This is a genomic window from Duganella margarita, from assembly GCF_009857535.1.
GTDB lineage: Bacteria > Pseudomonadota > Gammaproteobacteria > Burkholderiales > Burkholderiaceae_D > Rugamonas > Rugamonas margarita.
Genome location: NZ_WWCS01000043.1, coordinates 1 through 11,593 on the forward strand (window position 1 = coordinate 1; position 11,593 = coordinate 11,593).

Here is an 11,593-nt window from a genome sequence, read left to right on the forward strand (position 1 = left end):
CGCCGGGCGCGCGGCCGCCAGCGGCGCCGAGGCCGCCAGCCGTAGCGGCTGGCGCAGCTCGGCTTCCAGCCGGAAGATGCTGACCACTTCGTTGAGGCTGTTGACTTGGTCCTGCATCGCTGCTGCCGCCGCCGCCGCTTCTTCCACCAGCGCGGCGTTCTGCTGGGTGACGTCATCCATCTGCGTGACGGCGGTATTGATCTGTTCAATGCCGGCGCTCTGTTCCTGGCTGGCCAGCATGATCTCGGACATGATGGCCGTCACGCGCTGCACGCTGTCGACCACCTCGTGCATGGTGGCGCCGGCCTGCTCGACCAGTTTGTTGCCGGCCTCGACCTTATTGACCGAGTCGCCGATCAGGTCCTTGATTTCCTTGGCGGCGGCGGCGCTGCGCTGGGCCAGGTTGCGCACCTCGCTGGCGACCACCGCGAAGCCGCGGCCCTGTTCGCCGGCGCGGGCCGCCTCGACCGCCGCGTTCAGCGCCAAAATATTGGTCTGGAAGGCGATGCCGTCGATGACGCCGATGATGTCGACGATCTTGCGCGCCGAGACGTCGATCGCGGCCATGGTGTCGACCACCTGCGCCACCACGGCGCCGCCCTTGGCGGCCACACTGGAGGCCGACTCGGCCAGGCCGTTGGCCTGGCGCGCGTGGTCGCTGTTGAGGCGCACGGTGCTGGTCAGCTCTTCCATCGACGAGGCGGTTTCCTCGAGCGTGCCGGCCTGCTGCTCGGTACGGCTCGACAGGTCGAGGTTGCCGGAGGCGATCTGGCCGGCGGCGCTGGCAATGGTTTCGGTGCTGGCGTGCACCTGGGTGACGATCTGCGACAGGCTGTCGCGCATCGAGCGCATGGCGAACAGCAGGCTGTGCTGGTCGCCGCTGCGCGGCGCGATGTGCACTGCCAGGTTGCCGGCGGCGATCTGGCCGGCGATTTCGACCGCTTCATCCGGTTCGCAGCCGAGCTGGCGCGTCACGCCGCGGGTGATCAGCCACGCCGCCACCACACTGGTCAGCAGCGCCAGCGAGCCGATCGCCAGCATCAGCGTGCGGGCCTGGGCATAGGCCACGGCGGCCGCCTCGGTACCCTCGGCGTTTTGCTTTTCCTCCACCGCGATCAGCTTGCGCAGGGCTTCCCACCAGGCCTTCTGCACCGGGCGGAATTCGTAGCGCAGCACCTTGTAGGCCTCGTCGGCTTTCTGCTCCAGCGCCAGCGACGAGGCGCGCTGGATGAACGGCGCGGCCAGCGCGGCCTGCTTGTCGATCTCGGCCAGCAGCGACTTTTCCTCGGCCGAGGTTTCGGTCAGCGTGCCGAACATCTTGCTCAGCTTTTGCTGGGCGTCGGCGTATTTCTTCTCCTGATCGGCAATGCGCTTGACCTCGATCTGGATTTCCTTGTCTTCCTTGAGCAGCAGCAGGTTGCGCATGGCCAGCGCCCGTTCAGTGACGGTCAGGTCCATGGTTTGCGCCAGCTTGGTTTCGACGCCGTTGATCTTGGTGATTTCGTCCATGCGGTCCTGGATCTGGCGCATGCTGACCAGGCCCAGCGCGATGACCACGACGAGAAACACCGCCACCAGGCCGAACCCCAGGCCCAGGCGGGACGCCACCTTCATGTTCTGCAGTTTCATACTTCCTCCGATCAAGTAATGCATAAGCACATGAGTATTCCGCATATGTGCATTGCTCGATGTTAGGGACTGCAGCGGCGCAGAACGTCACCAATAATCACTTTTGGCGTCGGCGCAACGCTGCAGATAGGGCTTGACGTTGGCCTATGGAAAGATTAATTGGCGTCGCCCGGGGCGTAGCGGGCGTCCGCGCCGCGCTGCGGGGGAGGCAGACTTGCGTGGTGCAAGTGAAAAAAATCTGGCATCGATTTCAGGGTTTGTTGTCGAAGTTCTGTTTGACGCGCGCCTTGCGGCGTTTTTCGTCCTCGTTGTGGGCTTTGCGTTTGTCGAAGCCCAGCATTGGCTCGAGGAATTCGAACCACAGGAAGGCCAGCACCATCAGCGCGCCGATCGCCCACCAGGATAATTCGGCAAACTTCCATACTTCAAAATAGCGCAGCACAACCAAAGCGACGATCAGCAGGATCAGTGGCATGATGTTCTCCTTTTCCGTTATCTTACATTGGTTTCATTGACAGCAATATTCCCTGCATCGTCAACCATTACTTGATTTGAGCGTTAAATGCGCTAAAGCAAAACGCGGTAAAATGGTCCGGCAAGATTTAGTCGCATTCACCTGGAGAACACAATGAAACGCAATTTGATGATGGTTGGGGTAGTGCTGGCATCGGCCTTCGCTTCGCAAGTCGCCATGGCGGACGCCGGCCTGGACCTGGCCAAGGCCAAGAACTGCATGGCGTGCCACGCGGTCGCCAACAAAGTCGTCGGTCCTGCCTACAAGGATGTCGCCGCCAAATACGCCGGCCAGAAAGATGCCGAAGCCAAACTGGTCACCAAGGTGATGAAGGGCGGTTCGGGCACCTGGGGTGCGATCCCGATGCCAGCCAACCCGCAGATCAACGAGGCTGAAGCCCACACCCTGGTGAAATGGGTGCTGTCGCAGAAATGACCGGCGACGTACTGATATAAAAAAACGCGCCTTCAAGGCGCGTTTTGCATTCTTATTTGATCACTTCAAACTTGGTCTTCTTGCCGTTGTCGTAATTAAACAGCGTCAGCGAACCATCCTTGATGTCGCCCTTGGCATCGAACGAGATCAGGCCGGTCACGCCCTGGTACTTGATCTTCTGCAGGAACGGCAGGTACTTGGCCGGCTGTGCCGAGTTGGCTTCCTGCATGGCGGTGGCCATGGTCATCACCGCATCGTAGACGTACGGCGAATACAGCTGCACGTCGGCGTTGTATTTCTTCTTGTAGCGTGCCTGGAAGTCGTCCATGCCTTTCTGCTGCTCGGCGGTGACGCCGCCCGCTTCGGCGCAGGTCACGGTGCCCGTCACGGCCGCCACGCCAGCCAGCTTCGGCAGCGATTCGGTGCAGGTGCCGTCGCCGCCCATGTACTTGGCGGTGATGCCCAGCGCCTTCATCTGGCGCAGCAGCGGGCCGCCGACCGAGTCCATGCCGCCGAAGAAGATCAGGTCCGGATTCTTGGCCTTGATCTTGGTGAGAATGGCGTTGAAGTCGGTGGCTTTGTCGGTGGTGAATTCCTTGGCGACGATGTCGATGCCCGGCGCCGCTTTTTTGGCGCCCTTGACGAATTCTTCCGCCACGCCCTGGCCGTACGCGGTGCGGTCGTCGATCACGGCGATTTTCTTGGCGCCGATTTTGGTGACCGCGTAGCTGCCCAGCGTGCCGCCCAGCTTGGCGTCATTGGCGACCACGCGGAAGGTCGATTTGAAGCCTTGCTGCGTGTACTTGGTCTGGGTGGTAGCCGGCGAGATTTGCGGGATGCCGGCGTCGTAGTAAATCTTGGAGGCGGGGATGGAGGTGCCGGAGTTCAGGTGGCCGATCACGCCGTTGACCTTGGCGTCGACCAGCTTCTGCGCCACCGCTGTGCCTTGCTTCGGATCGCCGCCGTCGTCTTCCAGTTGCAGCACGAACTTGACCGGCTTGCCGTCGATCTTGATGCCCTTGGCGTTCAAATCCTCGATCGCCATCTTGGCGCCGTTTTCATTGTCCTTGCCGAGGTGAGCCGATGGACCGGAGACCGGCGCCACGTGGCCGATCTTGATCACTTCCTGCGCACCGGCGCTGCCGGCAAATGCCAGGGCGAGGGCCAGGGGAATGAATTTGAACTGCATGTGCAAATCTCCAAAGTTGTATGCAAGGCCACCAAGGTACAACAATTTATTCGCCGCGCAAAGCGGCAAACAGGGGCTTTTGAACTTTTTTGGAGCGTTTCCCTGATTTGAGGCAAAGCTGCTTCAGGGCGGTGCGGTCCGTGCACACGGCAGGTGCGCGGACCGGGTGGCGGACTTACTTTTTCTGCGCTTGCAGATGGGTCAGTTCCTGGGCGACCGCGCGCGAGACGATCTTCTCGATCGTGTCGTGCAGGCCGATGCGGATTTCGTTGGTCAGGTCGTGCAGTGCATGGCTCAGTACTTCAGCCATGCTGTCCTTGATGCGCTGCTCCAGCACAAAATCTACGCGCGACTGCAACTGGTGCATGATGCGCACCGACAGCCGGTGTTCCATGACGGCCCATTCGGCGTCGGTCCAGCCGTCGATGGCCTCGGCTTCGAGTTCGGCAGCGGCCGAGATCGGCGGCGGCGGCGCGCCTTCGTCATGCAAAGGCTCCGCTTTCAGAACTTCCGTCAGGACAGGGATACTTGCGTCAAACGATGCTTGGCTCATGATTTTCCTGCGACAAAGTGGGTAAGAGGATAGTCTTGCTGCTTGTATGCGACATAACGCTTGCGGCCGGCAGCCGCATCATCTTCTTCAGAAGAAATCACTTCAATCATGCGCGCAAACTGCGTCACATTGCGGGGTGCGCGGCGCGACAGATTGACCAATAATTCTTTGTGCGTGTGTGGTAATTCCGCCTCATCATCGTCCGTCAGCAGGATTGGCGTGTGCGCCGCCAGCGCATCGTCCGCCAATACGTGCGGCAGGAAGTCGGTGGCGGAAAAAGCCCACATCGCCGCGTCAAGTTCCGCCAGTTGCACGGCATCGTCGGTCATCAGCACCACGCGGTTGTTCGCGGCCCAGGCCTTGCGCACCAGGCGGCAGGCGTAGGCGACTTTGTCCGGGACGTTGGTGTGGAAGTCGATGCGTGTCATGGTAAATCCAGTGTATGCGAAAACGCCGGAAACCGCTGGCATCGATGTTGCTATCGCGCGGTTCCCGGCGTGGGGAAAGGAAGATGAATTGTTACGCGGCCATGCCGCTGTGACGCAGCAGTGCGTCGATGCTTGGCTCGCGGCCACGGAAGGCGGTAAACGATTCCAGCGCCGGCCGCGAACCGCCGACCGACAGGATCTCGGCCAGGTAGCGCTTGCCGGTTTCCGACACGGCGGCCGGGCCCAGTTTCTGCGCTTCCTCAAACGCGGCGTAGGCGTCGGCGGACAGCACTTCGGCCCACTTGTAGCTGTAGTAGCCGGCCGCGTAACCGCCGGCGAAGATGTGGCCGAACGAGTTCTGGAAGCGGTTGAAGGCCGGCGGTATCACCAGCGAGAATTTGGCGCGCACTTCGTCGATCAGTTGCTGCACGCTCTTGCCGCTACTGGCGTCGTAATCGTAGTGCAGGTGCATGTCCAGCAGCGAGAACTCGACCTGGCGCAGCGTCTGCAAACCGGACTGGTAGTTTTTCGCGGCCAGCATCTTGTCGTACAGCGCGCGCGGCAGCGGCTCACCGGTGATCGCGTGCGCGGTCATGTGTTCCAGCACTTCCCATTCCCAGCAGAAGTTTTCCATGAACTGCGACGGCAACTCCACCGCATCCCACTCGACGCCGGAGATGCCCGACACGCCCAGCTCATCCACCTGCGTCAGCATATGGTGCAGGCCGTGGCCGAATTCGTGGAACAGCGTGATCACTTCATCGTGCGTGAACAGCGCCGGCTTGGCGACGCCGTCTTCCACTGCCGGCTCGGTGAAGTTGCAGGTCAGGTAGGCGACCGGGGTCTGGACATTGGTGGCGTCGGCGCGGCGGCCGCGGGCGTCGTCCATCCAGGCGCCGCCGGACTTGCCGGCGCGCGCATACAGGTCGAGGTAGAACTGGCCGATCAGCTTGCCGTCGCGCTCGATGCGGAAGAAGCGCACGTCCTTGTGCCACACCGGCGCGTCGTCGGGCTTGATCTCGACGTTGAACAGGTTCTGGATCTGGCGGAACAGGCCGTCGACCACTTTGTGTTCAGGGAAGTACTGCTTCACTTCCTGCGCCGAGAAGGCGTAGCGCGCTTCCTGCAGTTTTTCGGAGGCGTACGGAATGTCCCAGGCTTTCAGTTCGTCGATGCCGAGTTCCTCCTTGGCGAAGGCGCGCAGTTCGGCCAGGTCTTTCTCGGCGAACGGGCGGGCGCGTCGGGCCAGGTCTTCCAGGAAGGCGATCACTTCGTCCGGCGACTTGGCCATCTTCGGCACCAGCGAGACTTCGGCGAAGTTGTTATAGCCGAGCAGCTTGGCTTCTTCGTCGCGCAGCTTCAGCAGCGTGACGATGTTGGCGGTGTTGTCCCACTCTTCCTTCTTGCTGAAGACCTCGCCTTGTTCGGAAGCCTTGGTGGCGTTGGCGCGGTAAATGGTTTCGCGCAGCTCGCGCTTGTCGGCGAATTGCAGGATCGGGTAGTAGGACGGGAAGTGCAGCGAGAATTCCCAGCCTTGTTTTTCGGCTTTCTCGGCGGCGGCGCGGGCGGCGGCCTTGACGTCGTCCGGCAGGCCGGCCAGGTCGGCTTCATCGGTCACCAGCAGCTTGTAGTCGTTGGTGGCGTCCAGCACGTTTTCGGAGAAGCGGGTCGAGGTTTTGGCGTGCTCTTCCTGGATGTCGGCGAAGCGTTCCTTTTTATCTTCCGGCAGCTCGGCGCCGCCCATGCGGAAGTCGCGGATGGCGTTGTCGATAATCCGCTGGCGGGCCGGCGTCAGCGTGGCGAATTCGGCCGAGGCGCGCAGCGCCTTGTATTTGGCGAACAGCGCTTCGTTCTGGCCCAGTTCGGTCCAGAATTCGGTGACTTTCGGCTGGTTCTCGTTGTAGACCGCGCGCAGTTCCGGCGTGTCCACCACGTTGTTCAGATGACTGACGATGCCCCAGGCGCGGCCCAGCAGCTCGGTGGCGTCTTCCAGCGGCGTGACGAAGCTGTTCCAGGTGACGTGGTCGGCCGGTGCCTGCAGCTGTTCGACCACGGCGCGGCTCTTGGCCAGCAGGTCGTCGATGGCGGGGGTGACGTGCTCCGGTTTGATGGCGTCAAAACGCGGCAGGCCGCTGAAGTCGAGCAGGGGATTGGTTGCGTCAGTCATATTGTTCCTTTATTACAGCGTCGTTCCCGCGAAGGCGGGAACCCATAGAACGCTGGCTCAGCATAGGCTCCCGCCTGCGCGGGAGCGACGGTTTGCGACGATCAAGTGCGCTCGGCCGCTTCCACCGTGTTCATCAGCAGCATGGTAATGGTCATCGGGCCCACGCCGCCGGGGACCGGCGTAATGTGCGATGCCACTTCCTTGATGCCGTCGAAGTCGACGTCGCCGCACAGCTTGCCTTCGTCGTTACGGTTGATGCCGACGTCGATCACGATCGCGCCCGGCTTGACCATATCAGCAGTCAGGGTATTGCGGCGGCCGGTTGCGGCCACGACCACGTCCGCTTGGCGCGTGAACACGCCGATGTCCGGGGTCGCGCTATGGCAGATGGTGACGGTGGCGTTGGCTTGCAAGAGCAGCAGCGCCATCGGCTTGCCGACGGTGTTGCTGCGGCCGATCACCACCGCATGCTTGCCGCGCAGGTCCACGCCGGTGCTTTCGATCAGTTTCATGCAGCCATACGGGGTGCACGGACGGAAGCCTTCCAGGCCGGTCATCAGCTCGCCGGCGCTCAGCACCGAGTAACCATCCACGTCTTTCTTAGTGGAGATGGCTTCGATCACCTTGTGCGGATTGATGTGCTTGGGCAGCGGCATCTGCACCAGAATGCCGTGGATGGCCGGATCGGCGTTCAGCGCGGCGATGCGCTCCAGCAGCGCGTCTTCACTCAGATCCGCCGGGTATTGATCCTTGAGCGAATAGAAACCGGCGTCCTCGCAAGCCTTGACCTTGTTGCGCACATACACGTGGCTGGCCGGATCGTCGCCGACAATGATCACGGCGAGGCCAGGCTGTTTACCTTGGGCGGTCAGTTTTGCAGCACGTGCAGCAATTTCCGCGCGCAGTTTTTGGGAGAGGGCGATTCCGTCGATCAGTTGAGCAGGCATGATTTAACCAGAGTGGTAGAGGGAGAACCGCATTATAAAGCGGCGGCGGCCATCCCGCCGCGTTTTCCGCCACCGGCGAATGCTGCACTGCACAAGGTTTTCATAGGGAAATCCCATAATATGAAATGCCTTATCGTAATTTGAAAAAGCCAAAATAGGCTGCTAGAATCCCCACACATCATTAAAGTAATAGTAAATAATCAGCAAACTCTCAACCCGGAAGCCGCATGGTTCGGGGCACAATCTCAACTCAGGAGACTTAATACATGTCAGCTCAACTTGACCAGGTAACGGCAAACACCGACCCGGATTCGCAAGAAACTAAAGAATGGTTGGATTCCCTGGCCTCAGTGCTGGAACAAGAGGGCCCTGATCGTGCTCACTACCTGCTGGAACGCCTGATTGACCTGGCCCGCCAAAGCGGCTCCGACATCCCGTTCTCGGCCAACACCGCTTACGTCAACACGATTCCACTGTCCCAGGAGCAACACTGCCCGGGCAATCTGGAATACGAAGAAAAACTGCGCTCGTGGATGCGCTGGAACGCCATGGCGATGGTGGTCAAGGCCAACCGCGTCGACGGCGACCTGGGTGGTCACCTGTCCTCGTTCGCCTCGCTGGCCAACATGCTGGGCATCGGCTTCAACCACTTCTGGAAAGCGCCGAGCGAAAACCATGGCGGCGACCTGCTGTACATCCAGGGCCACTCGTCGCCTGGCGTCTACGCGCGCGCCTTCCTCGAAGGCCGCCTGAGCGAAGACCAGCTGCTGCACTTCCGTCGCGAAGTCGACGGTGGCGGCCTGTCGTCGTACCCGCACCCGAAACTGATGCCAAGCTTCTGGCAGTTCCCGACCGTGTCGATGGGCCTGGGCCCGCTGATGGCGATCTACCAGGCACGCTTCCTGAAGTACCTGCACGCGCGCTCGATCGCCGACACCACCGACCGTAAAGTCTGGGCCTTCTGCGGCGACGGCGAGATGGACGAACCGGAATCGCTGGGTGCCATCGGCATGGCCGCGCGCGAGAAGCTGGACAACCTGGTCATCGTGGTCAACTGCAACCTGCAACGCCTGGACGGTCCGGTGCGCGGCAACGGCAAGATCATCCAGGAACTGGAAGGCGAATTCCGTGGCGCCGGCTGGAACGTGGTCAAAGTCATCTGGGGCCCGGGCTGGGACGCGCTGCTGCAACAGGATAAAGAAGGCATCCTGCGCAAAGTGATGATGGACACCGTCGACGGCGAGTACCAGAACTACAAGGCCAAAGACGGCGCCTACGTGCGCAAGCACTTCTTCGGCAAGCATCCAAAGCTGCTGGAGATGGTTGCCAACATGACCGACGACGACATCTGGCGTCTGACCCGCGGCGGTCACGATCCGCACAAGATCTACGCTGCCTTCAAGGTCGCGCAGGAACACAAAGGCCAACCGACCGTCCTGCTGGTGAAAACCATCAAGGGCTTCGGCATGGGCAAGCACGGCGAAGCACGCAACACCGCGCACAACACCAAGAAACTGACCGACGAAGCCGTGCGCGAAATGCGCGACCGCTACTCGATCCCGATTCCGGACGATCAACTGGCCGACATCCCGTTCTACAAGCCAGCCGACGACGCACCGGAAATCAAGTACCTGCACGAGCGCCGCGCCGCGCTGGGCGGCTACCTGCCGGCCCGCCGCCAGCAGGCCGACGAAAAGCTGACCGTTCCTCCGCTGAGCGCCTTCCAGAACGTTCTGGACGCCACTGCCGAAGGCCGTGAAGTGTCGTCGACCCAGGCTTACGTACGTATCCTGACCACGCTGCTGAAAGACCAGAGCGTCGGCCCACGCATCGTGCCGGTGCTGGTCGATGAATCGCGCACCTTCGGTATGGAAGGCCTGTTCCGCCAGGTCGGTATCTTCAACCAGCAAGGTCAGTTGTACGAGCCGGTCGACAAGGACCAGGTGATGTACTACCGCGAAGACAAGGCCGGCCAGATCCTGCAAGAGGGTATCAATGAAGCCGGCGGTATGAGCTCGTGGATCGCTGCGGCAACGTCGTACTCGACCAACAACCGCGTGATGATCCCGTTCTATACCTACTACTCGATGTTCGGTATGCAGCGTATCGGCGATCTGGTGTGGGCTGCTGCCGACATGCGCGCGCGCGGCTTCCTGATGGGCGGCACCGCCGGCCGCACCACGCTGAACGGCGAAGGCCTGCAGCACGAGGACGGCCATAGCCACCTGTTTGCAGCGGCTGTGCCGAACTGCATGCCGTACGACCCGACCTTCGGTCACGAGCTGGCAGTGATTATCCAGGACGGTATGCGCCGCATGGTGGAAGAACAGGAAGACGTGTTCTACTACATCACCATCATGAACGAGAACTACCCGCACCCAGGCATCAAGCCAGGCCAGGAAGAGGGCATCCTGAAAGGCATGTACCTGCTGCAGCAAGGCGACGAGTCGCTGAAACAGCGCGTGCAGCTGATCGGCTCCGGCACCATCCTGCGTGAATCGATCTTCGCGGCTGAACTGCTGAAGAACGACTGGAACATCGCCGCCGACGTATGGTCCGCTCCTTCGCTGACGCTGGTGGCGCGCGATGGTCAGGACGCCGAGCGCTGGAACCTGGTCAATCCGACCAAAGAGCAGCGCGTGCCATACGTGGCGCAACTGCTGAAAGACACCAGCGGTCCGATCGTGGCGACGACCGACTATATGCGCGCGTTTGCGGAACAGATCCGCGCCTTCATTCCGAAAGACCGCACCTACCGCGTGCTGGGCACCGATGGTTTCGGCCGTTCGGACAGCCGCGCCAAGCTGCGCGAGTTCTTTGAGGTGAACCGTTACTACATCACGGTCGCTGCACTGAAGTCGCTGTCGGAAGAAGGCAAGATTGACGCTTCGGTGGTTGAGCAGGCTGTGGCCAAGTACAACCTCAATCCGAACAAGCCAAATCCGGTGACCCAATAACAATCGCGCCGTCGTCCCCGCGCAGGCGGGGATCCATGCTGAACTGACGTTCCATGGATTCCCGCCTGCGCGGGAATGACGGGCAACTAGAATACGGAGCAAACGCTATGAGCATTGTGGAAGTTAAAGTCCCGGATATCGGCGATTTCAAGGAAGTTGAGATCATCGAAGTGATGGTCAAGGTTGGCGACACCATCAAGGTCGATCAGTCGCTGATCACCGTTGAATCGGATAAGGCCAGCATGGAGATCCCTTCGTCCGCCGCCGGCGTGGTGAAAGAGATCAAAGTGAAGGTCGGCGAGAAGGTTGCCATGGGTTCGCTGGTGCTGCTGCTGGAGGCCGATGGAGCCGCCGCTGCACCTGCGCCGGCTGCCGCTCCTGCCGCCGCTGCGCCAGCACCGGTTGCTGCTGCGCCTGCGCCGGCGCCTGCCGCCGCGCCGGCAGCATCGGCCGGCCCGGTCGACGTCAAGGTACCGGACATCGGCGACTTCAAGGAAGTGGAAGTCATCGAAGTGATGGTCAAGGTTGGCGACACCATCAAGGTAGACCAGTCGCTGCTGACCGTTGAATCGGACAAGGCCAGCATGGAAATCCCGTCGTCGCACGCCGGCGTGGTGAAAGAAGTGAAGGTCAAGGTAGGCGACAAGGTCGCCATGGGCACCGTGGTGTTCGTGGTGGAAGCCACCGGCGGTCCGGTTGGCGCCGCTGCTGCGCCGGCATCGGCCGCGCCATCGCCTGCGACCGCCGCCGCGCCTGCGCCGTCGCCGGTCGCAG

General features: G+C 61.5%; 10 protein-coding genes. 3 read left to right on the top strand and 7 right to left on the bottom strand.

From position 1 onward, the window contains the following. On the bottom strand, nt 1-1,629 hold a 1,629-nt coding region (locus GTP55_RS28625; RefSeq protein WP_161048170.1), incomplete at its 3' end, for a methyl-accepting chemotaxis protein. A 250-nt stretch (nt 1,630-1,879) separates the two neighbouring features. Then, complete coding sequence (locus tag GTP55_RS28630; RefSeq protein ID WP_161048171.1) at nt 1,880-2,104, bottom strand: TIGR04438 family Trp-rich protein; 225 nt, start codon at nt 2,102-2,104, stop codon at nt 1,880-1,882. A gap of 153 nt (nt 2,105-2,257) precedes the next feature. On the opposite strand from GTP55_RS28630, the gene GTP55_RS28635 reads away from it, so the two are divergent. Then, the gene (locus GTP55_RS28635) at nt 2,258-2,578 is read left to right on the top strand and encodes a c-type cytochrome (protein ID WP_161048172.1); all 321 of its coding nucleotides are present in this window, start codon (nt 2,258-2,260) and stop codon (nt 2,576-2,578) included. A gap of 52 nt (nt 2,579-2,630) precedes the next feature. Here GTP55_RS28635 and GTP55_RS28640 read toward each other — a convergent pair whose 3' ends face one another. The 5 genes from GTP55_RS28640 to folD all read right to left on the bottom strand — a co-directional run bounded on the left by GTP55_RS28640 (nt 2,631) and on the right by folD (nt 7,862). Then, the gene (locus tag GTP55_RS28640) at nt 2,631-3,767 is read right to left on the bottom strand and encodes a branched-chain amino acid ABC transporter substrate-binding protein (RefSeq protein WP_161048173.1); all 1,137 of its coding nucleotides are present in this window, start codon (nt 3,765-3,767) and stop codon (nt 2,631-2,633) included. 175 nt (nt 3,768-3,942) lie between these two features. After that, entirely contained in the window at nt 3,943-4,320 is a 378-nt protein-coding gene (locus GTP55_RS28645; protein ID WP_161048174.1) for a DUF2486 family protein, read from the bottom strand. Beyond that, nucleotides 4,317-4,748: a DNA polymerase III subunit chi gene (locus GTP55_RS28650; protein ID WP_161048177.1), complete on the bottom strand. Its 432-nt coding sequence runs from the start codon at nt 4,746-4,748 to the stop codon at nt 4,317-4,319. Before GTP55_RS28650 ends, GTP55_RS28645 begins: the two co-directional genes overlap by 4 nt. Nucleotides 4,749-4,839: 91 nt before the next feature. Continuing rightward, nucleotides 4,840-6,915: a M3 family metallopeptidase gene (locus GTP55_RS28655; RefSeq protein ID WP_161048175.1), complete on the bottom strand. Its 2,076-nt coding sequence runs from the start codon at nt 6,913-6,915 to the stop codon at nt 4,840-4,842. Between the two features lie 101 nt (nt 6,916-7,016). Further along, nucleotides 7,017-7,862 carry a bifunctional methylenetetrahydrofolate dehydrogenase/methenyltetrahydrofolate cyclohydrolase FolD gene (gene folD, locus GTP55_RS28660; protein WP_161048176.1) on the bottom strand — a complete coding sequence of 282 codons (846 nt, stop codon included), beginning with the start codon at nt 7,860-7,862 and terminating at the stop codon, nt 7,017-7,019. Between the two features lie 266 nt (nt 7,863-8,128). Between folD and aceE the strand changes: the two genes are divergently transcribed. Beyond that, entirely contained in the window at nt 8,129-10,819 is a 2,691-nt protein-coding gene (aceE, locus tag GTP55_RS28665) for a pyruvate dehydrogenase (acetyl-transferring), homodimeric type (RefSeq protein WP_110844858.1), read from the top strand. 107 nt (nt 10,820-10,926) lie between these two features. Beyond that, on the top strand, nt 10,927-11,593 hold a 667-nt coding region (locus GTP55_RS28670), incomplete at its 3' end, for a biotin/lipoyl-containing protein (RefSeq protein WP_308494760.1).

Excerpts from the sequence above, each read along its gene's own strand:
- GTP55_RS28630 (WP_161048171.1), bottom strand. The coding sequence starts at position 2,104 with ATGCCACTGATCCTGCTGATCGTCGCTTTGGTTGTGCTGCGCTATTTT.
- GTP55_RS28635 (WP_161048172.1), top strand. The coding sequence starts at position 2,258 with ATGAAACGCAATTTGATGATGGTTGGGGTAGTGCTGGCATCGGCCTTC.
- GTP55_RS28640 (WP_161048173.1), bottom strand. The coding sequence starts at position 3,767 with ATGCAGTTCAAATTCATTCCCCTGGCCCTCGCCCTGGCATTTGCCGGC.
- GTP55_RS28645 (WP_161048174.1), bottom strand. The coding sequence starts at position 4,320 with ATGAGCCAAGCATCGTTTGACGCAAGTATCCCTGTCCTGACGGAAGTT.
- GTP55_RS28650 (WP_161048177.1), bottom strand. The coding sequence starts at position 4,748 with ATGACACGCATCGACTTCCACACCAACGTCCCGGACAAAGTCGCCTAC.
- GTP55_RS28655 (WP_161048175.1), bottom strand. The coding sequence starts at position 6,915 with ATGACTGACGCAACCAATCCCCTGCTCGACTTCAGCGGCCTGCCGCGT.
- folD (WP_161048176.1), bottom strand. The coding sequence starts at position 7,862 with ATGCCTGCTCAACTGATCGACGGAATCGCCCTCTCCCAAAAACTGCGC.
- aceE (WP_110844858.1), top strand. The coding sequence starts at position 8,129 with ATGTCAGCTCAACTTGACCAGGTAACGGCAAACACCGACCCGGATTCG.